At 49.8% G+C, this 20,677-nt stretch carries 18 protein-coding genes; 10 read left to right on the top strand and 8 right to left on the bottom strand.

The window, feature by feature from the left end; all coding sequences use genetic code 11:
- Window positions 1-9: 9 nt before the first annotated feature.
- Window positions 10-1,458 carry a sensor histidine kinase gene (locus tag ACN4EK_RS17765; protein ID WP_431659410.1) on the bottom strand — a complete coding sequence of 483 codons (1,449 nt, stop codon included), beginning with the start codon at window positions 1,456-1,458 and terminating at the stop codon, window positions 10-12.
- Window positions 1,459-1,610: 152 nt separating this feature from the next.
- Window positions 1,611-2,900, bottom strand: coding sequence for an FGGY-family carbohydrate kinase (locus ACN4EK_RS17760; protein WP_431659409.1), 1,290 nt, complete (start codon window positions 2,898-2,900; stop codon window positions 1,611-1,613).
- A gap of 101 nt (window positions 2,901-3,001) precedes the next feature.
- Between ACN4EK_RS17760 and ACN4EK_RS17755 the strand changes: the two genes are divergently transcribed.
- Both ACN4EK_RS17755 and psb32 read left to right on the top strand, forming a co-directional pair.
- Window positions 3,002-3,343 (top strand): hypothetical protein, encoded by a 342-nt coding sequence (locus ACN4EK_RS17755; protein WP_431659408.1) that lies wholly within the window; start codon window positions 3,002-3,004, stop codon window positions 3,341-3,343.
- 275 nt (window positions 3,344-3,618) lie between these two features.
- Window positions 3,619-4,329 (top strand): photosystem II repair protein Psb32, encoded by a 711-nt coding sequence (gene psb32 / locus ACN4EK_RS17750; RefSeq protein ID WP_431659406.1) that lies wholly within the window; start codon window positions 3,619-3,621, stop codon window positions 4,327-4,329.
- 125 nt (window positions 4,330-4,454) lie between these two features.
- Here psb32 and ACN4EK_RS17745 read toward each other — a convergent pair whose 3' ends face one another.
- Entirely contained in the window at window positions 4,455-4,838 is a 384-nt protein-coding gene (locus ACN4EK_RS17745) for a DUF4346 domain-containing protein (protein WP_431659404.1), read from the bottom strand.
- A 355-nt stretch (window positions 4,839-5,193) separates the two neighbouring features.
- Here ACN4EK_RS17745 and ACN4EK_RS17740 point away from each other — a divergent pair, with 355 nt between their 5' ends.
- Complete coding sequence (locus ACN4EK_RS17740) at window positions 5,194-5,742, top strand: hypothetical protein (RefSeq protein WP_431659402.1); 549 nt, start codon at window positions 5,194-5,196, stop codon at window positions 5,740-5,742.
- A gap of 14 nt (window positions 5,743-5,756) precedes the next feature.
- On the opposite strand, the gene ACN4EK_RS17735 is transcribed toward ACN4EK_RS17740, so the two are convergent.
- On the bottom strand, window positions 5,757-6,287 hold the full coding sequence (locus ACN4EK_RS17735) for a hypothetical protein (RefSeq protein WP_431659401.1): 531 nt from the start codon (window positions 6,285-6,287) through the stop codon (window positions 5,757-5,759).
- A 402-nt stretch (window positions 6,288-6,689) separates the two neighbouring features.
- Between ACN4EK_RS17735 and ACN4EK_RS17730 the strand changes: the two genes are divergently transcribed.
- Window positions 6,690-8,912, top strand: coding sequence for an O-linked N-acetylglucosamine transferase, SPINDLY family protein (locus tag ACN4EK_RS17730; protein WP_431659400.1), 2,223 nt, complete (start codon window positions 6,690-6,692; stop codon window positions 8,910-8,912).
- 64 nt (window positions 8,913-8,976) lie between these two features.
- On the top strand, window positions 8,977-9,879 hold the full coding sequence (locus ACN4EK_RS17725; protein ID WP_431659399.1) for an alpha/beta fold hydrolase: 903 nt from the start codon (window positions 8,977-8,979) through the stop codon (window positions 9,877-9,879).
- Here the strand turns inward: ACN4EK_RS17725 and ACN4EK_RS17720 are convergent.
- Together ACN4EK_RS17720 and ACN4EK_RS17715 are read right to left on the bottom strand one after the other, a co-directional pair.
- Window positions 9,876-10,400, bottom strand: coding sequence for a DUF4330 domain-containing protein (locus ACN4EK_RS17720; RefSeq protein ID WP_431659398.1), 525 nt, complete (start codon window positions 10,398-10,400; stop codon window positions 9,876-9,878). The two genes, ACN4EK_RS17725 and ACN4EK_RS17720, sit on opposite strands and share 4 nt — an antisense overlap.
- A gap of 68 nt (window positions 10,401-10,468) precedes the next feature.
- Window positions 10,469-10,819 carry an STAS domain-containing protein gene (locus ACN4EK_RS17715; protein ID WP_431659397.1) on the bottom strand — a complete coding sequence of 117 codons (351 nt, stop codon included), beginning with the start codon at window positions 10,817-10,819 and terminating at the stop codon, window positions 10,469-10,471.
- Window positions 10,820-11,314: 495 nt separating this feature from the next.
- Here ACN4EK_RS17715 and ACN4EK_RS17710 point away from each other — a divergent pair, with 495 nt between their 5' ends.
- Window positions 11,315-11,731, top strand: a complete 417-nt coding sequence (locus tag ACN4EK_RS17710; RefSeq protein WP_431659396.1) for a hypothetical protein — start codon at window positions 11,315-11,317, stop codon at window positions 11,729-11,731.
- Window positions 11,732-11,808: 77 nt separating this feature from the next.
- Here ACN4EK_RS17710 and ACN4EK_RS17705 read toward each other — a convergent pair whose 3' ends face one another.
- Window positions 11,809-14,022: a recombinase family protein gene (locus ACN4EK_RS17705; protein ID WP_431659395.1), complete on the bottom strand. Its 2,214-nt coding sequence runs from the start codon at window positions 14,020-14,022 to the stop codon at window positions 11,809-11,811.
- Window positions 14,023-14,243: 221 nt separating this feature from the next.
- On the opposite strand from ACN4EK_RS17705, the gene ACN4EK_RS17700 reads away from it, so the two are divergent.
- Window positions 14,244-15,614 (top strand): proton extrusion protein PcxA, encoded by a 1,371-nt coding sequence (locus tag ACN4EK_RS17700; RefSeq protein ID WP_431659394.1) that lies wholly within the window; start codon window positions 14,244-14,246, stop codon window positions 15,612-15,614.
- A 103-nt stretch (window positions 15,615-15,717) separates the two neighbouring features.
- On the opposite strand, the gene ACN4EK_RS17695 is transcribed toward ACN4EK_RS17700, so the two are convergent.
- Entirely contained in the window at window positions 15,718-16,389 is a 672-nt protein-coding gene (locus ACN4EK_RS17695; RefSeq protein WP_431659393.1) for a hypothetical protein, read from the bottom strand.
- 313 nt (window positions 16,390-16,702) lie between these two features.
- On the opposite strand from ACN4EK_RS17695, the gene dxs reads away from it, so the two are divergent.
- The 3 genes from dxs (at window position 16,703) to mtnA (ending at window position 20,650) form a co-directional block, all read left to right on the top strand.
- Window positions 16,703-18,607: a 1-deoxy-D-xylulose-5-phosphate synthase gene (dxs, locus tag ACN4EK_RS17690; RefSeq protein WP_431659392.1), complete on the top strand. Its 1,905-nt coding sequence runs from the start codon at window positions 16,703-16,705 to the stop codon at window positions 18,605-18,607.
- Window positions 18,608-18,895: 288 nt separating this feature from the next.
- Complete coding sequence (locus ACN4EK_RS17685) at window positions 18,896-19,561, top strand: Uma2 family endonuclease (protein ID WP_431659391.1); 666 nt, start codon at window positions 18,896-18,898, stop codon at window positions 19,559-19,561.
- Between the two features lie 30 nt (window positions 19,562-19,591).
- On the top strand, window positions 19,592-20,650 hold the full coding sequence (gene mtnA / locus ACN4EK_RS17680; RefSeq protein ID WP_431659390.1) for an S-methyl-5-thioribose-1-phosphate isomerase: 1,059 nt from the start codon (window positions 19,592-19,594) through the stop codon (window positions 20,648-20,650).
- Window positions 20,651-20,677: the final 27 nt, after the last annotated feature.

The following is a 20,677-nucleotide window of genomic DNA, read 5'->3' as shown; positions in this document are numbered from 1 at the left end:
AAACCAATGTCAACAACTAACAGTAACCGATCGCGGTGGGGGAGAAGATCCAATTGAAGATTGTTGCGGTTGGATCGGAATTGTGATCACAAACTCTGTCCCCTGCCCCAGTTCAGACTTACATTCCAGGCTGCCACCATGTTTCTCGACAATAATTTGGTAGCTAATCGATAAGCCTAATCCGGTGCCTTTGCCAATCGGTTTAGTGGTAAAGAACGGATCAAATAAGCGCGATCGGATCGCTTCTGGAATCCCTGTACCATTATCGGCAATCCGAATTTTGATCTGCTGTGGCTCGATAACTTCCGTGTCAATCCGAATTTCTGGCTGCCAAGCTGTCCCTCCTGATGCAGAGACAGAAGTTGGTGTAGCGATCGGACTGGCAGAGGACGCATCTGTACCCGACTCCCAACGAGTTTCTAAGGCATCGATCGCGTTACTCAAAATATTCATGAATACCTGATTTAATGACCCGGGATAGCATTCGACTAAGGGCAGTTGACCATAGAGTTTGTTGACGATAATTTCAGAGCGGTGAGATTGTGCCTTTAAGCGATGTTGCAAAATCAGCACCGTACTATCAATCCCTTCATGGATATCAACAGGTTTGATCTCTGCCTGGTCAAAGCGGGAGAAATTGCGTAATGACAAGACAATTTGCCGGATGCGATCGGCTCCGAGTTTCATGGAGGATAGGGTTTTGGGTAAATCGTCTACTAAAAAATCTAAATCAATCTCATGCTGGTATTGCTGAATGGCAGCAGAGCTCACCGCAGGTTGTTGATATAACTTGATCAGACGAAGTAAATCCTGAGTATAGATCTCAACATGATTGAGGTTGCCGTAGATGAAACTCACGGGATTGTTAATTTCATGGGCAACCCCCGCTACCAATTGTCCCAAACTCGACATTTTTTCCGTATGAATTAACTGAGTTTGGGTTTGCTTAAGTTCATTCAGGGTTTGGACTAATTGCTGAGTTTGTTCCCGCAATAACGCTTCGGACGTTTGTAATTCTGCTTCGGTTTGACGACGATCGACAACTTCCTGCTCCAACCGTTCATAAGCAAACCGCAGTTGTTTCGGGCTGGGAATTGCCAGAATTTTAGGAATGAGGGATACGAGGACAATGCCAGTGCCTAACGAAATGGCGGCGGTAAGGGCTTTAATCGTTCCCGATAGCCAATAGGTCGGATGCCAGAGTGTCCAAATATCCATTAAATGCCCAGTGCCACAGGCAAGAATGAAGCTGGCAAACAGAAAAAATACCCAATCAAACGGCACGTCACCCCGTTTACGCACGATATACAGCAGTAGTAGGGGTATTGAATAATAGGCTGTGCCAATTACAGCATCTGAGGCAACATTGAGTGAAACTAATCCAGATTTCCACAGGTAACAGTGTCCATGCGGGACAAATTGTTCTGAACTCAATAGATGATGTAGAACTGAGGGCATTATTTTTTTCTAAGGCAAAACTCTAATTATTATTCCCTAGAAAATTCAGCAATTAACGTCATAATTTTGCGTAAAATCGCTGAATGAGCGCCGAAAAATTGGCAATCAGAAAATTCTTTTTGAAAGGACAAATGTAATTTTTTTAAGGGGATTTATTCGCTGGTATTTATCTGCGATCGTCGCGCCAATAATGCCGTCCCATAGGCGGCTTCTGTATGCCGTGAAGCTATCACAGGGATACCCAACAACTGTTGACGGATTGCTGTCCAGGTAGGATTATTCGCTCCACCTCCGGCGGTATACACCTGCATTAATGGCGTGGCTCCTAAGGTTTGCAATAGGTGATAGCCCTGAGCCTCAATTCGGGCAATACTTGTCAATAAGCCGTGGAGAAATTCCCTGCGATCGCTCGGTTGGGGAGACAGTCGTGGCGGTAAATTCGGATCATTGATTGGAAAGCGTTCTCCCGGTTTCAGCAAGGGATAGTAGTCGAGCGGACTGGGTTGATCAACGGGAATCTGTTGGCTCAAGGTCGCTAATTCAGTCGAGGTGAAGAATTGCTGGAGGACGGCTCCGCCGGTATTCGATGCGCCTCCCACCAACCAGCGATTGCCCAGGCGGTGACTATAAATGCCATAGGTGCCATGTTCGATCGGCGTGTCACTCAACAGCTTCAGAACCAGGGTTGATCCCAGGGAAGTGACGGCTTCCCCTGATCGCGTTGCTCCACTGGCAAGAAAGGCGGCAATACTGTCGGTGGTTCCGGTACAAATCTGACAATCTGTAGGTAGTCCTAAATCAGCCGCGATCGGCGGTTGAATCGGGCTAACTGGAGTTCCCGGTGGTAAGACCTGGGGGAATAGGGGAGATACCTCCAACGCCATTAACCAATCGGGATAGGTGAGTTGATGTACGTCATAGCCCAGTTTCAGACTGTTGTGATAGTCGCTGATGCCAAGCTGACCATGCAGCAGAAAAGCTAACCAATCGGCTTGATGCAGAAAGTATTTTGCCTGGGTATAGATCGGTTGTCGTCGCCACCACAATAGTTTCACCAGGCTAGAGGTGGCATTGCCAACATTATTCCGGCAGGGGGCATCCGGTTGTGTGGCAAATAATGCCTGTAAGGTTGCCAATTCCGCCACACCCCTGGCATCGTTGTAGAGCAATGGTTCGGTTAGCGGTTGTCCACTAGCGTCACACAACAGCACCGTAGAGGATGTGCCATTAATCGCGATCGCCCGCAGTCTGCCCCGAACACTTTCTGGAAGCTGCTGGATTAACGTGAATAACAGGTTTCGCCATGTGGTTGCCTTACCCTGAATTGGACTATCTATAAACCGTTGACTAACTTGAGCGCAGACTTGAGTGGTGGCATCAATCGCGATCGCCCGAGCGCCTGATGTGCCAAAGTCAATCCCCAGATAGCAGTCCATCTGCATGAGTGCTTAAAAGTGTGTGACAAACCCTGTGCATCCTCCATCATGGCTGACTACAATGCAATCCTCAAATAGGCGATTGATATTGAGTTGGAGGATTGTGTATGGCATATACATTTGAAATTCTCGGCGTATCTCCTGTAGTAGATTTTTTCAACTATCAACAAACTATTCTGCACCAGCCGTCCCGACCAGCCGTGAACTATTTGGGAGCCTATCGTTGCACGTTGGATGCCCTGATTGAGTCTGTGGAAACGGTGCCGCCGCATTCTGGCTGGCATGTCGATCAGGCGATTCAAACGGTGATCGACTTCTGGATGCGAAATACCGACAGTGTTCATCATTGGAAAAACCGCCTGAACGATGCAGGCTCACAGAATCTCTTAGTGTCCCGGTTATCCACCTTTGAGGCGCTGCGATCGGAATTTAACCTGCTGCTGGAATAAATTCAATTGTGACTCGTAACAAACGGATTGCGATCGTTCCATTCCGTATGATCCGCCGTCACCATACGATTGCACTCACTAGTCTACTGTTGGGAGGAAATCTACTTAGGAATGAAAATTAAATAAGTTCGATACTTTTTTGTACGAGCGAACGGCCGTTCGCCCCTTCAGAGGGCAGAATATTCGACTTTATTTAATCCATGATCCTTAGATCAGGGTGAAATGATCCGCAGGCACATAGTATTCTCAGAAGATATGTCCGCCAAGCAACACTTATGAGACAGCTTTTGAACCTACTGACTTCCTGGAAGGCAGCATTTCGCTATCTGGCATTATCAATTGCAGTGATATTGCTAACGATCGGTCTATTAGCAACACCCGCCTATGCCACGGGAGTCTATGAGATCCCGCCTTTGACTCCAGATACCTGGGTGCTGGATAAAGCCGAAATTCTCAGCCGGATTAGTGAAGGCAAAATTAGCTCGGATTTAAAGCAGTTAGCTGAACAGACGGGCTACGAAGCGCGGATCGTCAGCATTCACCGCTTGGATTACGAAGAAACCGCCCAAAGCTTTGCTGACCAATTATTTGAGAAGTGGTTTCCCACTCCCGAAGCCCAGGCGAATCAGGTATTACTGGTGATTGATAATGTCACGGACAATACGGGAATTCGCACTGGGTCACAGGTGAAATCGGTGATGTCGGATGAAATCGCGGAAAGCATCGCCCATGAAACGGTCTTGGTTCCGCTCAAAGAAGGGAATAAGTACAATCAAGCCTTTACCGATGCCAGCGATCGCTTAGTAGCAGTGCTGTCAGGTAATCCCGATCCGGGGCCTCCGGCGCTCAAAGATAACGTGCAGGTCGAGGGCACCTTTGCCACTCCGGAGGAAACCAAGTCCAGTAATGCCACCGCTTGGGTAATCGGAATTCTAGCCATTGCGACGATCGTCCCGATGGTGACGTACTACTGGTATGTGCGATAGGCTCGGTTTCCCCTTGTAAAAGGGGGCTAGGGGGATCATGGTTGCGCAAACCAATCTGCAATCGGCAATGGATTTGACGCAAAACCCGCCCCTATCCCATATCGAACTGATTTAATTCCCAGTCCTTAGTCCTGAATATACTCTTGACCCTGTAAAAGGGCTGCTTCCGCCCGTTGAAATTCGCGTCCCAAATAGGCAGCATGATCCAGCATGGTGACTGGGCAAGGTTGGGTCTGCTCAAATAGCTGCACACAAATCTCTTTCGCCGTTCTGCCGCTATAAATCTGAGTGGGAATGCGTTGCACCTGACCATTGCAGGGAATGGGCTTACCCGTGGCAGGATCACACGCCACCCCTTGCTCGTTGATCACGTTACTGTAATGTTTTGCCTGGATCAATTGTTCATCCCGATTAATATAGATGACGAAATAGCCACCGGGATCAAGGTCAATATGCCGATGAGATAGCTGTTGGTCAATTGCAGTAGTTTCTGCAACAGTGTGATTCATAGTTGCTGCGGTGGGTTGACTCACTAAAGATCAGTCTTTCAACATCTTAGACTGTGCAGCCCGTTGTCTGCGATCGCGGAACGCCGCAAGGGTGTCTGTAGGTTTTTCTACATTTACTATAAAAAACTTTATACTGGCTTTACGATGTCCTTATAAATACTGAATGAAATTGCCGACCAGAAAAGCCATCCTAGGGAAAGATGAATTTCTAGGAAGGGAAATTCGATAATATCCAGATCCTCGGTAATCATCACCTGCCATACCCACTCCGGAATAGTGGGTCAAACAGCAGTTTGTTCATGGATTTCATTTCCCTGCCTGATTTGCGCTGAAGCCCTTTGCCATTTTCCAGCCAATGATTGAAACCTTTATTGCCGACGAACTTGCGGTTGCTCCTAACCCATTAGGCACCCTATTCAATCTAAAGCTTGCCACGATTCCGATCGATGCCTATACCTGCTTTGAGCTTTGGCTACCTCCGACAAACGGGATTCTGTTGCCAGAAGAAGCCATGTTGCTGAAAGGCGATCGCTTACGCCTGGAGGAAATTTGTGCTCGGCTAGTTTGGCTCCTGGGCGCTACTCTGTTGGAAGGTGAAACCCCACTCAGTTCTAAGCCGGAATATGACTGGCAGACGATTCGGCAACGGTTGTCTCAGTTAAATGCGCAGTTTGATGCGATCGGTGTTGATTACTGTCCGCAAGCGATTTGCCCTAGCTATGCCAGTGATGGTATCCCCAACGCCTGGACAATTCGCCCCGCGACCTGGCAGGTCAAATTCCTGGTGCTTCAACCGGCTCCGAGTGGTTACTGTGCTAAATCCCTGGCGGTTAAACTCTCGCTATCTCTAGGGCAGTCGGTCACGCGGCTATTTCACACTCGCACCGTCGGAGTGTCTTTATGATTGCTGCTTTACGGTCACATTAACGTGGTTCTGCGGGTTAGTCGGGATTGTGAAACGGGTGGTTCAAACAATTGGAAATGGGGTTCGGGATGGGCAGTGACCCGATCGCCGCGCTGATAGCATTGCCATGCGGTTTCCACGGTTCCAGGTAATACCCCAACTAATTGGGCAACCAGATGGCAAGGAATTTGTCGGGCTTCCGTAGTGCCGATCCAGCTACATAACTGTTGCACGATCAAGCAAGCGCGTTTCAGGGGAGAGCTGACGGCAGTAATGGCTTGCTGCTGCTTCATATAGTTAATTCGCAGTTGAAAGCCGCGTTGCCGTTCGCGATAGGTGGTTGGCACCGAGAAATCAATCTTGCCGATCGCATAAATAGACTTACATTTAATATCAAAACTGCCCCCCACGATCGCGCCAACTCCGACAAATTCGGCGTAATGAGGTTGCTGCAAAATCAACCCAACTTGAAAATTCGGAACGATACATAACAGTTGCCCACTTCCTAACTGCTGAAGTGGTAAAGCAGAATTGATCGACCCCATAGCATTCCCTTTGATTCAGTCATTGCACCCACGGACAGATGACTGCCATATCTGTATTATCGGTGATTAAACCTATTAACGGTTGAGCTAAATCACAGAGATCAATCAACTCTTTAAATAAGCGTTTTAAGCATAAACTCTTAACAGAAGATTCGGATTTGAATATGAATTAAATCTAAAGAAGTGATCTTGATCACGATTAAATTGTTAGCCTGATCAATTCTCTGGTTATCTATTAAGATGAACTACTGAGAATCTCAGAGGAATTTGTGGGGGATTGATGTAGATTATGGATTCAGCCCGTAAAAATACGTTGTCCTGAAACTCACGATCGCCATCCGGGCATACTAAAGCCAGGAGTAGAATGGCTTCCGTAGGATGAAGGGCGTTGCCGTGAATTCAATGACTCAAGATCACGCATATCAGCAGTTGGTGGCTGGAGATTACCCGCAAGCGATTCAGCTATATCAACATCTGATCGAAGCGGAACCTGCCGTTAAAACCCCCTATTGGTATTTGGGATTAGCTTTACTCCTTCAGGGAGAAGAGGCGGAAGCGCAGGCGACCTGGATGCTGGCGATGGTGGATGGGGAACCGGAGCAAGTAGAGCAATGGACGACGGAATTAGCCGCCATCTTGCAAACCGAAGCCGATCGCCAAACCGGGCTGCAAGACTGGGCAATCGCCTGGGCAATTCGTCAGTACATCCGTGAACTGCATCCAGAGGATCTGGTGAATCTGCTGCATCTTGTTGATTTAGGGATTAAACTCCGTACCCTGACTCCGGATGCGTTAGCGGAATTGGAGATAGTCAGTGTCTTGCAGTCTGAGCGATCCGTCGATCCTGTATTCCTACTGCAAGTCCTGCAAGGTTTACTGAGTTTGATGCCGGTAGAGCCGATCGTGGCGGATATGGCAGAAGCCTGTTTGCCGCGCATTCCCGAACCGATTGACTATGTTCGGTTATTGATGGATACCGCGATCGATGTGGCACATGGTATGGGGAAACCGCTTCAGGCGGTGCGGTACGCCCAATTATGCTTGCAGATTTATCCTGATAATTTGGATTTGATGCAGCACCTCTGCTACTTCTACCAGAATGCCGATCAGCACCAGCAGGCGATCGAGACGGCGAGACAGCTTTGCCTGATGGTACGGGCATTGCCCGATCAGGTATTCGCCGCATTTTTACTGATGCGATCGCTGATGCGAGCCGGAGGCTACTGGCAAGAGATTTTTCCGATCTTTGATCACCAACAGACGTTAATTGAGCAATTGGCAGCGACCCAGACCGAACCATTGGATCAAAGCACCGTCTTTCGGCTGGCAACCTCGACCTTTTTCCAACCCTATATCCGGGATGATCTGGCAAACAATCGCTTGACGCAGAACCGGGTGTTTCAACTGTGTCAATCCAGTGTCCAGGTTTACATGCAAGAACGGGCAGATCGGTATCGGCAGGGGATTGCCCAACGTCGCCACGATCGCCCCTCTACCCGACCCCTACGGATTGGCTATGTCTCCCATTGTCTGAAACGGCATTCGGTCGGCTGGTTATGTCGCTGGTTGTTTCAGTACCACGATCGCCAGCAGTTCCAAATTTATGGGTACTTCTGGAATTATCAGCCCCAGGCGAATGATGAACTTCAGCAATGGTTTTTTGACCATGTGGATCAGGTACGCACGTTTAAGCGCCATAGTGGCGAAATTGCCGATCGCATTTTTGCCGATCAGATCGATATTTTGATTGATCTGGATAGCATTACTGCCGACATTGGCTGTGAAGTGCTGGCACTTAAACCGGCACCGATTCAAGCCACCTGGTTAGGCTGGGATGCCTCGGGAATTCCAGCCGTCGATTACTTTTTGGTTGATTCCTACGTGGTGCCGGAGTGGGCAGATGCCCATTACTCAGAAAAGCTCTGGCGATTGCCCCAAACCTACATTGCGGTGGATGGGTTTGAAGTCGGTGTGCCAACCTTGCGCCGGGAGGATTTGGGGATTCCGAAGGATGCGATCGTTTACTGGAGCGGTCAAAGTTCCTACAAACGGCATCCTGACATGGTGCGATCGCAACTTCAAATCATTAAAGCCGTCCCGAATAGTTACTTGCTGGTGAAAGGATTAACGGGAGAACAATCGATTCAGAATTATTTCTTGCAAATGGCTCAGGAGGAGGGCGTTGATCCCGATCGCTTACGCTTTTTGCCCGATGTGCGGTTAGAGATGGTGCATCGAGCTAATCTGGCGATCGCGGATGTGGTGTTGGATACCTACCCCTACAATGGCGCAACCACCACACTAGAAACCCTGTGGATGGGTATCCCCCTGGTGACACGGGTAGGAGAACACTTTTCGAGCCGGAATAGCTACACCATGATGATCAACGCTGGGATTGAGGAGGGCATTGCCTGGAGTGCGGCGGAGTACGTGGAGTGGGGAGTGCGGTTGGGTACAGATCCCGCCTTACGGCAGCAGATTGCCTGGAAACTGTGGCGATCGCGGCAAACGTCACCCCTCTGGAATGCCCAGCAGTTTACCCACGACATGGAAACGGCGTATCGGCAAATGTGGTCTGCTTACCTGGAGCAAGATTCTTCTCGCGGACTACAAGCCCATCTGTAAAGTTTTGTAGAATCACGGTAATGCCTGGGGAACTGGGTATTGCAGTATTACTATGAGGATCGTGATGTTTTTACCTTCCGGTTTTGCTCAACGATCGATTGTCACCAAACTTGGCAGAATGGTTTACCAGACGGCGGATCCGACCTTTTGGACACCGCACCTGGACGAACATAGTGACTCATTACCGACGCTGGTATTTTTGCATGGGTTTGGCGGCGGCTCATCGGCTTACGAATGGTCAAAGGTGTTTCCTGCCTTCGCCACCGATCATCGGATTCTGGCACCGGATTTGATCGGTTGGGGACAATCGGATCATCCTGCCCGCCGTTATCAGGTAGATGACTACATCACAACCATCATCGAGTTTTTAGAACAAACCTGTAGCGGCGCTACTCCGGTAATCGCATCTTCCCTGACCGCCGCGATCGTGATTCGAGCCGCGATCGCCCGTCCCGATTTGTTCCAATGTTTGATTCTGTCTACCCCCGCCGGACTCTCGGACTTTGGCGAGAATTACACCCGCAGCTTATTTGCTCAAATTGTTAAAGTGCCGATTCTCGATCGCCTGATCTACAGTACCGGCGTAGCCACCCGCGAAGGGGTCAGTACGTTTCTGGAACAACGTCAGTTTGCCCAACCTAACCGCATCTATCCCGAAATTGTCCAGGCTTACCTGGAATCTGCCCAGCGACCAAACGCGGAATATGCTGCCCTCTCCTTTGTTGGCGGTGATCTCTGCTTCGATCTATCCCTCTACATGCCGCAACTTACGGTACCGACAGCCATCTATTGGGGCAAAGCTTCGCAGTTCACCGGTCCAGCGATCGGGCAGCGATTGGCAGATCTGAATCCTCAGGCAGTAAAAGCCTTTCAAATTCTGGATGACACCGGACTCACGCCTCATCTGGAATTACCCGCCGTGACGATCGGGTTAATTCGTCGTTACCTGAAGCTGCTGCAAGACTAGGACTCCAGGATGCGAATGTCCCGCACGTTCAGATTCCCGAAGGAGTAGCGGAATCCCTCAATTTCGATCGGAGTGCCAATCTTAATCTTCTTGTTGCCCAGCACCGGCCCATCTTTGGTAATTTTGGCTTTTCCCGCTAAGGTCACCAACATATTACTACTGAGTCGTGCTTCCGGTCGGGGGTCGGGGAGGGCTTTGACCTGACCATCGGGTTGAGGCACTGCCAGACTCTCCGGCAATCTCTCTACCGATTTAATCGTCACTTCCCCATAGGGTTCGTTGCGGATAATCAAATTGGTCTTTTCGCCGGGTTTCATTAACGTCCCGACATTTTGGGATGCCGTTCTAATCACGACCTCCACTTCCACCGGTTTTGTCGGAATACCAATTTGAGCCACCGAGCTAGAGGCACCCGGAAACACAAAAATGCCGATGAGGACGAACACGATCACCAGGGCAGCCCCCACATCCAGCAGGTTAACCTTACCAAACAACCGTCCTTTAGAATCCACCAAAGCCATGAACGCTAATCCCGACTCTTACGAAGTTAAGCAATCCTGTGTCAGATTAGCACGACTTTTTCAGACCGTCACTCTACTAAAACGGCTAGATGTTTTTTCTCAGTTTTGGCAAAAAACTCTGTTGCGGTATCAAAAATTTCCAGGATTCGATCCATATCAGAAATATCAAACAGGCTCTTGGCTTGATCATTCAGACCACAAAGACAGAGTTTGCCTCCCGCCAGTCGCATTCTGGTATGCATTGAGACGATGCTCCCTAAGCCAGAACTATCAATGAAATCCACTGACTGGAGATTGACTAATATCAATGGCGGCTTACCTTTGAGGCAATGATTAAATTCTTGTAGTAAATCTGGCGCGGTCGCTGCCGTCAAAATACCAGACGGTTGCAGCACTTTGATATCCGTATTGGCAGACATTGGTTGAACTCCTGGGAGTGATGAAGAGGTAGAGCAAAGTATGAGTTCTGCACCCTGAGTAAATCTGCACCTGTAACATCACGGTTGCTGGCTGGTTAATTTGTTACTTCGGCTGAGTGACCAACCCGATGTACCGATTCAGATGGTTGTAGACATAAACTAGCGAGCTTTATTTGCTCCCACTGTAGTTTTTGAGATCGTTAATAGTCAAGGGATCGTTTTGAGGTTTACAGGAATCCTACGGAAGGATTCTTTCAGGTAAACCTATGATGAAACAGTCGATCGTCGAATAATTAGTCGCTAAGTATAAATGCCAAAAGGTCATTTTTTATACGCAAAATCCGAACTTTTTTAGGGCGATTGGCGGTTGACTACCCAGATCTATCACGTCGGTATCACCTGACATTTTTCCTATAACCTGCTAAATTACGCAAAAGCTACTCACACACGATCGAACACGCCTTTAACAGCATTTATTGAGTAATTTTTGGCAATATGAAGCGGATCTCAATCACCTCTGTAGCTACCCTCCTGACTCTGGCTGTTAGCTCTGTAGCCGTTCAAGCACAGCCCAGTGGCTTTGTCTCTGATGGTCAAACCAATTCCTGTGTAAACCAGGCTCGTGCGAGTGAGAATCCGACTGTAAACATCTTGGCGGTCGGTAGAGCGAAGAATTTAGCCCGTCAAGCGGCTGAATCTGCCAATGGTGGACTGGGCAATTATCATGCGGAGAATGCCATGCATGGTCCGATCGGGGGAGTGAATTGCACTGCTAACGATAACGGTACCATGACCTTTACCTTTCAAGGGGGTAGACCCGGATTTACGACTCCTACGGTGCAGACAACGGTGACGGTTGATCCAGCGAATTGGACTGTAACCGTAGACTCCAATGGACCGATCGGGTCATAAAGCCTCTTCGTTCACCCCTGGAGCTTGATGCGGTAGGGGCAAACTGGGTGACTGCTCCAGGCTGGGGCAATTGTCCCTTATGCAGGCAGCCAAGTTTCCAAAGGCGTTGCCGCATTCAGCAGCGAAAGTAATACGCCAGTTTGTTCCTGACCACTCGTTGCCAGATCACTGTGGCAGAGATACACTTTTTCCCGCGATCGTCCCAGTAAATCCAGTAAAATTCGCCGTAATCGCTGTTCATTACTGGTCATCAGGTCTGTTGCTGTCCAGGCGCGTCCAGACCAGGATTGCAGGAATAAGGGGGCAGCAAATAAGGCATCGACTCCACTTAACCACCGAGGTGAGCCAGCATCCAGCCAAAATTGCCAGCGATGTGCCCGCCGACTGGAGCGGTACTGAAACACATTCGCTAAGGTGACGGCATTACTAGCAGGTCCGATCGGGCGAACGGGGTAGGGATTAGCCGTGACAGTGCCACTTTGCAAAAGCTGGATGAACTGGCTGATCGTTTGAAAACCAGCCGAATCACTACGATCGCTCCGCCGCAACCGATCGCTGATCTCCCAATAATGCTGGGCTGTCTCCATAAACTGCCGCAGGGACGCGAGTTGATCGAAGGGTAATGCTCCCCCACCCAGGAAAAATTGCTGAATGGCGCGATCGAGACAGGCAACCGCACTCGGAATTAATCGCTGTGACAGTTGGGTTTGTTGCTGTTCAATCCAATCCACAATGGTTTGATAGGCGGTAGAGGCTTGATAACCCAGGCGATCCCACCGGGGGAAGGTTGTGGTGGGTAACAACCGGGGGCGATCGGGGTGCGGAGCAAAGCAGAAGTCTGCTAACAATCCTGCTCGTACCGGATCAATCAAGGCGGGATACAGCGCTGAACTTAAGGATAGACGTGATCCATCCCGTTCTTCACCTTCTCCATCTCCCCCATCTCCCCGATCTCGCCAGCCTCTACCCCTGCCAGGGGATTGACTTAACACCACCAACATTTCAGCCACGGCATCGCGATCGACTAATCGCCCTAAATAGGGATAGACCAGTGTGAGCAAGGTTAATAAAGCCCGAATGATCGGCGAACTGGTGAGTGGACGCTGATCGTTGAGCGATTCCACGGGAATGTGATGTTTGGACAGAATTTCACTCAAACTATACCGGGCGATCGCATCCAAGCCCGGACTGATTACTGCAACCTCCTGGGGTTCAACCTGATGGGTCTGTACCGCTTCCAGAATCACCTCAGCAACTCGGCGCAGCAGTTGAGCGCGGGAAATGGTTTGGATCGTCTGTATGGTTTCTGGCAGAGCGGCAAAAAAGGTGGGATTAGTGGCAAGTTCCACGACAGATGCGCCTAATTCCAGGCTTAAACCAGGCTCAACTGGAGTGGCTAACACCTCAACGTCACACCGATCCGCCAGACCTGCCAAATACTCAGGATCGGCTCCCAAACCCAGCCGTACCGCACCATCCGGGTTGTAGGTAAAGGCCGCCTTGACTCCGGCATCCAGCATGACTTCAAACAGATGTCGGGCGATCGCTGGATATTCATCGACATCATCGGCGAGCACGATCGCGTAACGTTGGCAAAGATGTTGCTGATAGGTGGGATGGGGGAGCAGGTATTGTCCATACAGTCCGGTGGTGATGCCGTAGGTTAACAAGCCCCGTTCTAAGCACCAGTTCTGCCACTGTTGCAGCATTTCCCCCACCGTTTGAGGCGGAATTGGTAACTCACTATTCCTGTCGCCCAAGCCTTGCTCCAGAATGGTGGGAATCTCCGCGATCGGGATTTGAGCTAAAGCCGCCAGTTGCAATAAATCCAAGACCCGCCGGACTAACCGCGACTCATTCACGGCTGATTGTCCGATCGCCCGATCAATCTGGGCTCGCCAGAGGCGGGTGGCTAGTTCCTGCTCATTTTCTGGGTTTAATCGCAGGGGAAATTGGGCTTTGAGGTCGAGTTGTTGAATTAATAGCGGCCAGAACAGAATCACTTCGGTTTCAAAAAAGCCAAGGGGGGTTGTGGCGTGAACGGGATATTTGCCTGCCGTTGCCCGAGTCAGCCGATCGACCAGATCAAAGCGGTTATCCCCGATCGCGGCTAACGCCAGCACTCCCGGCATCTCCAGGGATGGGGAATGATCGCCTATTGGCTCTGCTACCCCTATGCCAGCGTGACTCTGCGGGTCAACCTGTGCCATCCAGCGACAGAACTGCTGAATTAGCCGAGTTGTTTTGCCACGGCGGGTGGCTCCGGTAATCCAAACTGCCTCGTAATTCACCAATTACCCTCAAATGATTTTGTTACAATCTCTTGGTACTTCAACTGTAGCGCTCTCAAGATTTGATGCTTCATCTCTAGACGGTTGATGGGGCTGAAGCAACCGGCCATGATGGTTAGAAATGTTGCATTAGCCTCGCCTCTGGCTACGATCGCTTCAGAATTTAGCTCTATTCAGTTCTCTGGTTATTAAATTCGGACTTATTGCGGTTGGCATGTGTCATGAGAACATCTCTCTTTACAACCTTGAATCAATATATTCAAAACGCGAAACGGTGGTATGAAGACACCCCAGAACGTGCCTTAGATCAAGCTTACGATGCGGCTTTAATGATTCGGGCGATCGAAGATGAGCATTTTGAGGGGAGCAAAATCACTACAAATTCAACGCGCTACAGCCAAAATACCCTGGCATGTTTTCAAGCGGATTTAAGAAATTACTTGAAGATTGCTGAGTTGCGGTTAAGCGAATTCAGGGCAAGTCGGTTCTTTTTTAATCTGACTGATTTTTCTGCCAGTGTGCGATCGGGTTCCTATCCGGCTAGAACTCGGGAGCAAATTGAGGAGATCTTAGAAAAATTGAAGTTTATTGATCAGGTGATCGATCGCTATAAAACTCCGAATTCTTCTACCTCATTAGTGCCAGTCGCGTCGCCCAATTCTGTGAGTGGAGTGGATGAAAATGGCAGACTGGTCAATAACCCGCCTTCAGACGGTAAAGTGACTCAACAAACCTTTGTGCCGGGTTCAGCCGCTGGTGGAAGAACGCCCCGGAAAGGCGGTGGCGAAATGGTGTTGGATAAAACGGGTGTATTGCCCCGATCAATTCTCGGCACCTTGAATCGGATTAAACGGGATCTAGATCCGAATTCCGAACAGGAAGTGGTTCAAACGTTTCGGAGTTCTAAAAATAAAACAGCTACCGCGATCCGGTTTCTATTGTTGTTGATTATTGTCCCGTTATTAACCCAACAGATTGCTAAAAATGTGTTCATCAGTCAAATTGTCGATCGGGTCAGAGATCCGGCAGTTGCTGAACCATTTATTAACTATGAATTAGAAGAAGAAGCGCTGCGAGAACTACATATTTTTGAAGAACGATTGCGATTTAACGCCTTAATTGGTCGAGCGCCTAGAATTGCGGCTGAAGAACTGGAAACGTTAGTAGAGGAAAAGGCAAGGGAAATCGCTGATGTGTATAGTCGGCAGAGTTCCAATGCGATCAAAAATGTGTTTGCTGATGCCATATCCCTCGTTGCATTTGCGATCGTCATTGTGACGAATCGCCGAGGTATTGAAGCCCTCAAATCCTTTATGGATGATGTGGTGTATGGGCTAAGTGACAGTGCTAAAGCCTTTATTATTATTTTGTTTACCGATATGTTTGTCGGCTTTCACTCTCCCCACGGTTGGGAAGTGTTACTGGATGGCGTTGCCAAACACTTGGGATTACCGGCTAACCATGCCTTTATTTTTCTGTTTATCGCCACCTTCCCGGTGATTTTAGATACGATCTTCAAGTATTGGATTTTCCGCTACCTCAACCGCATTTCGCCTTCTGCCGTGGCGACCTATAAGGAAATGAATGAGTAGAGCAATGGCTGAGTAACGGACAAAACTTAAATTGCCCTCACCCCAACCCCTCTCCCAGAGCGGGCGAGGGGCTTTCGATGGATAGTTGCTTCCTGTGCCTGACCTACCACAAGGCGGGTACAGCCGGACCTGATGGTGGAGTTGGCGTAGTGGTCTGCGGGGGAGGGGATGGAATCGGTTGAACCACGGGTGGGGTGACTGGGTCGGGTGTAATCACCGGTTGTGGAATGGCACTCACAGGAATAAACGTGGGGTCAACTTCCCGTGGGAAATCATAGGCATCAATACAGGCTTCCAGGGCGGGAGCCGCCGCAATTTTTGCTCCTCTACTGACCCCTGTGACACAGCTAGCATAGCGATCGGGCAACAGGCTGCGCCGACAGTAATCCAAAACAGTATCATCCAGAGCCGTTGAAACTTGTCCCCGCACATCCAGCACACACCTTGCCATCTCCACAGGTCGTCTCACTTGGCGACAGGCTTCTAGTGCTGCTCCCGCCGCGATCGGTGAATTACGACTGATCCGGCTAACACAATCCGAAATGTCATTGGGTCTCAGGGCGCGGGAACAGGCATCCGCCGCCGCTTCTGGTGCAATTTGCAACCCGACTAGGCGGTTGGTGCAACTGTCAAAGTCATTCGCGATCGCGGGGTCTAGGGGGAAGGTAACGGCAAATAGACCAGCCATGATGCTGAACCCAGCCAGACCTCGGCTGAAGTAAAGCGGTCGGAGAAATTTCATCAGGGTTGAGAATGGGAATGATGGGTATGACATGGTAAAACCTTGCACTGACAGGCAGAAGCCATAATGCTGCCGTTATCTTCGCATATCTTTCAGTGTGGCAGGCATCGGCGCAGTGATTATAGCCTGTCTATTTCCCAGGGCAGTGATAATTTGAGCCAGAAATGTTACATAGGGAATGCAGGAGTTGGTGTTGCTGGCAAGCGGTTCTCTGTAAAGAAAGCCTAATTTTTAACTCAGAATCGAAATAAAAAATGCTACCACTTTACCCGAATTCATGACCCTTAATCCTCTACTCTGGTAAGAGTAAACAAGCAAACTTCAATAAGCCAGAGGATACCCCGGTATGCATCTGAGTGAAATTACCCACCCGAACCAGTTGCACGACCTTTCGATACATCAACTCCAGCAGCTTGCCCGCCAGATTCGTGAGAAGCATTTGCAAACGATCGCGGCATCTGGTGGTCACCTCGGACCTGGTTTGGGGGTGGTAGAACTGACCCTTGCGTTGTACCACACTCTGGATCTCGATCGCGACAAAGTCGTGTGGGACGTAGGACACCAGGCATATCCGCATAAGTTGTTGACTGGTCGTTACTCCCGTTTTCATACCTTGCGACAAAAAGATGGCATTGCGGGCTATCTCAAGCGCTGTGAAAGCAAGTTTGATCACTTCGGTGCAGGTCATGCCTCCACCAGTATTTCGGCAGCGTTAGGCATGGCATTAGCGCGGGATCTGCAAGGGGACAAATACAAAGTGGCGGCGGTGATTGGGGATGGAGCCTTGACAGGTGGCATGGCGTTGGAAGCCATTAACCACGCGGGTCATCTACCCAAAACGAATTTGCTAGTTGTCCTGAATGACAACGAAATGTCGATCTCTCCTAATGTGGGAGCCATTCCCCGTTACCTGAACAAACTTCGCTTAAGTCCACCGGTACAATTCCTGTCTGAGAATTTGGAGGAGCAGTTTAAGCATCTGCCCTTTGTCGGCGGTTCTCTGGCTCCCGAATTGGGTCGGGTCAAGGAAGGGATGAAGCGGTTAGCAGTGCCCAAAGTCGGGGCGGTGTTTGAAGAATTGGGCTTTACCTACATGGGACCGATCGATGGTCACAACCTGGAGGAACTGATCGCTACCTTCCAGCAAGCCCATAAACAACCAGGGCCAGTGCTGGTGCATGTGGCAACGGTAAAAGGAAAAGGCTACGAACTAGCTGAAAAAGACCAGGTTGGCTACCATGCCCAATCGCCGTTTAATCTCGCTACTGGCAAAGCCATTCCATCGAACAAACCCAAGCCACCCAGCTATTCCAAGGTGTTTGGCGAGACCTTGAGCAAGTTGGCAGAAAACGATCCTCGGATTCTTGGGATTACGGCGGCAATGGCGACGGGGACGGGATTGGACATTCTGCAAAAACGGGTGCCCAATCAGTACATTGACGTGGGGATTGCCGAGCAACATGCGGTAACACTAGCCGCAGGCTTAGCCTGTGAGGGTATGCGCCCCGTAGCGACGATTTACTCCACCTTCCTGCAACGGGCATTTGACCAGATTATTCACGATGTCTGTATTCAAAATCTGCCTGTATTCTTCTGTATGGATCGGGCGGGGATTGTGGGTGCCGATGGACCGACGCACCAGGGAATGTATGACATTTCCTATCTCCGTTGTATTCCCAACATGGTGCTGATGGCTCCCAAGGATGAAGCGGAACTGCAACAAATGCTCGTCACCGGAATTCAGTACACAGGTCCGATCGCCATGCGCTATCCCCGAGGCAATGGTTACGGAGTACCCTTAATGGAAGAAGGCTGGGAGCCGTTGCCGATCGGGAAAGGGGAAATTCTCCGCCAGGGCGATGATGTGTTGCTGGTGGGTTATGGCTCAATGGTTTATCCAGCGATGCAAACGGCAGAAATCCTCAGTGAACATGGGATCGAGGCAACGGTAGTCAATGCCCGCTTTGCCAAACCGCTAGACACCGAATTGATTCTGCCTCTGGCTCAAAAGATCGGTCGGGTGGTGACGCTGGAAGAAGGTTGTCTCCCTGGTGGCTTTGGCTCTGCGATCGCGGAAGCCCTGCTGGATGCGGAGGTGACTGTGCCAGTGACTCGCATTGGCGTTCCGGATATCTTGGTGGATCATGCTGAACCGAACGAATCCAAGTCCGAACTGGGGTTAACGCCACCGCAAATGGCAGAACGGATTCTGAAGCTATTTAGCCAGCAACCATCTGCTGTCAATGTTTAAAGCCATTTCCAGAAGAATTTATCTCCACAAATTGTAGGGGTTTGGCATTCGGTCAATAGTCTTCGCAATCGGTCAGAGATAATCTGCCGAATGCTAAACCCGTACAGGGGTAAGATCTTTCTCAGAGATCTCCTGAGTAATTGCGTTAAATTGATCAGCTTAAGAAGTCGATCGCGGGAGCATCCCTACGATCGACTTTCCTGTTGCTGGGATAGGTCAATTCATTCATTTTGGGATGCGTTAGGCTATGGCTAATCCGACTTATCGGTAAGGGAGAGTTGTGCTGTTATGACGATCGCCGCTCCAGTCAAAATTCCGATTAAAAATTTGCAATTAGCGACCGGCAGCATGGTGACGATCACCGAGGTGAGTTGGGAGGAGTTTGAAGCCATCCTGACTGAACTAGGAGAAGACCGTCGGACTCGGATCGCATACTGCAATGGTGTGTTGGAGATTATGTCACCGTTACCGGCTTACGAGCGGTTTCATCGGCTGATTGCTGCTATTGTCACTACGCTATTAGATGCCCAGGAACGGGATTGGGAGGACTTTGGTTCTACCACTTTTAAAGAAAAAGCGAAAAAAGTTGGACTGGAACCGGATACCTGTTTTTATATCGCTCATGCTGAGGCGGTGCGGGATTGTCTGCGGATGGATTTAAGTGTGTATCCACCGCCTGATCTGGCGATCGAAGCAGATGTCACCTCTAAAACGACTCTGGATGCTTACGAACTGCTACAAGTCCCCGAAGTCTGGATTTATGACAGTGGCAAGCTGATGATTTATCTGCTGGAGAACGGGCAATACCAGGAATCAACTGTCAGTCAAGTATTTCCTCATCTGGCTATTTCTGTCCTCGTTCCTGAGTTAATTGCTAAAGCCTTACAAGTGGGTAGTAGTCAGATGTTGCGTGACCTACGGCGACAAATGACCCCAGGGGGACTAGTAGAATGAGGAGTGCTGTTGACTCCCGAAGCAAAATTCATGGCTGCTAATCCGGTATATCCCGTGATCTGGAAGGACGATCGCGTCCTGTTAATTGACCAAACCCGTTTACCGAATGAGTATGAGGTGGTAGATATCCACCAATCCGAAGACATGGCAACGGCGATCGAAACCATGATTGTCCGGGGTGCGCCTGCAATTGGAGTGGCAGCAGCCTATGGTATGTACCTGGGAGCGCGAGAGATTCAGACCCACGATCGGACGCAATTCCTGGCGCAACTGGAATTAGTGGCGAAGCGGCTACGGGCAACTCGTCCTACGGCGGTGAATCTGTTTTGGGCGATCGATCTGATGCTGAAAACCGCTCATCAAACCACGGGTGAGGTTGATCACATTAAAGCGGTACTGTTAGAAACGGCTCAAACCATTAATACCGATGATGTGCGAACCTGCCAGCAAATTGGCGATCATGGCTTAACCGTGTTACCTAGCCAGCCCGGAAAACTGCGATTGCTGACTCACTGTAATGCCGGAGCCTTAGCCACCGCCGGGTATGGGACAGCCCTCGGAGTCGTGCGATCGGCATGGACAGCCGGACGGTTAGAACGGGTATTTGCCGATGAAACTCGTCCGCGTTTGCAAGGGGCAAAACTAACCGCCTGGGAATGTGTACAGGAAGGGATTCCCGTCACAGTGATTACCGATAATATGGCGGCTCACTGTATGCAGCGCGGCATGATTGATGCGGTGGTGGTAGGAGCCGATCGGATTGCGGCAAATGGCGATACCGCCAATAAAATTGGCACTTATAGCGTGGCACTGGTTGCCAAAGCTCACAACATTCCGTTCTTTGTAGCAGCACCGTTATCCACGATCGATTTTGCGATTACGGATGGTAGTCAGATCCCGATCGAAGAACGCCATCCCAGTGAGGTTTACTCCGTAGGTGACACGATACTTTGTCCAGAAGGCGCTGAATTCTACAATCCCGCGTTTGATGTCACACCAGCCCACTTAATCGCCGCCATTATTACCGAACATGGGGCGATCGCTCCGGCAGATTTGCAAGCTCGTCTACAGCCTCTAGTCGCTGTTTAGATCATTCGCTTGGCATGTGATCATTCA

Source organism: Pantanalinema rosaneae CENA516, from assembly GCF_050753385.1.
Lineage (GTDB): Bacteria > Cyanobacteriota > Cyanobacteriia > Leptolyngbyales > Leptolyngbyaceae > Pantanalinema > Pantanalinema rosaneae.
Note: the sequence above shows the minus strand (reverse complement) of the source record. Positions and strands in the feature narration are given on the sequence as shown.

Bases quoted from the DNA above. Each gene is read 5' to 3' on its own strand.
- ACN4EK_RS17765 (WP_431659410.1), bottom strand. From the start codon at position 1,458: ATGCCCTCAGTTCTACATCATCTATTGAGTTCAGAACAATTTGTCCCG.
- ACN4EK_RS17760 (WP_431659409.1), bottom strand. From the start codon at position 2,900: ATGCAGATGGACTGCTATCTGGGGATTGACTTTGGCACATCAGGCGCT.
- ACN4EK_RS17755 (WP_431659408.1), top strand. From the start codon at position 3,002: ATGGCATATACATTTGAAATTCTCGGCGTATCTCCTGTAGTAGATTTT.
- psb32 (WP_431659406.1), top strand. From the start codon at position 3,619: ATGAGACAGCTTTTGAACCTACTGACTTCCTGGAAGGCAGCATTTCGC.
- ACN4EK_RS17745 (WP_431659404.1), bottom strand. From the start codon at position 4,838: ATGAATCACACTGTTGCAGAAACTACTGCAATTGACCAACAGCTATCT.
- ACN4EK_RS17740 (WP_431659402.1), top strand. From the start codon at position 5,194: ATGATTGAAACCTTTATTGCCGACGAACTTGCGGTTGCTCCTAACCCA.
- ACN4EK_RS17735 (WP_431659401.1), bottom strand. From the start codon at position 6,287: ATGGGGTCGATCAATTCTGCTTTACCACTTCAGCAGTTAGGAAGTGGG.
- ACN4EK_RS17730 (WP_431659400.1), top strand. From the start codon at position 6,690: ATGACTCAAGATCACGCATATCAGCAGTTGGTGGCTGGAGATTACCCG.
- ACN4EK_RS17725 (WP_431659399.1), top strand. From the start codon at position 8,977: ATGTTTTTACCTTCCGGTTTTGCTCAACGATCGATTGTCACCAAACTT.
- ACN4EK_RS17720 (WP_431659398.1), bottom strand. From the start codon at position 10,400: ATGGCTTTGGTGGATTCTAAAGGACGGTTGTTTGGTAAGGTTAACCTG.
- ACN4EK_RS17715 (WP_431659397.1), bottom strand. From the start codon at position 10,819: ATGTCTGCCAATACGGATATCAAAGTGCTGCAACCGTCTGGTATTTTG.
- ACN4EK_RS17710 (WP_431659396.1), top strand. From the start codon at position 11,315: ATGAAGCGGATCTCAATCACCTCTGTAGCTACCCTCCTGACTCTGGCT.
- ACN4EK_RS17700 (WP_431659394.1), top strand. From the start codon at position 14,244: ATGAGAACATCTCTCTTTACAACCTTGAATCAATATATTCAAAACGCG.
- ACN4EK_RS17695 (WP_431659393.1), bottom strand. From the start codon at position 16,389: ATGTCATACCCATCATTCCCATTCTCAACCCTGATGAAATTTCTCCGA.
- dxs (WP_431659392.1), top strand. From the start codon at position 16,703: ATGCATCTGAGTGAAATTACCCACCCGAACCAGTTGCACGACCTTTCG.
- ACN4EK_RS17685 (WP_431659391.1), top strand. From the start codon at position 18,896: ATGACGATCGCCGCTCCAGTCAAAATTCCGATTAAAAATTTGCAATTA.
- mtnA (WP_431659390.1), top strand. From the start codon at position 19,592: ATGGCTGCTAATCCGGTATATCCCGTGATCTGGAAGGACGATCGCGTC.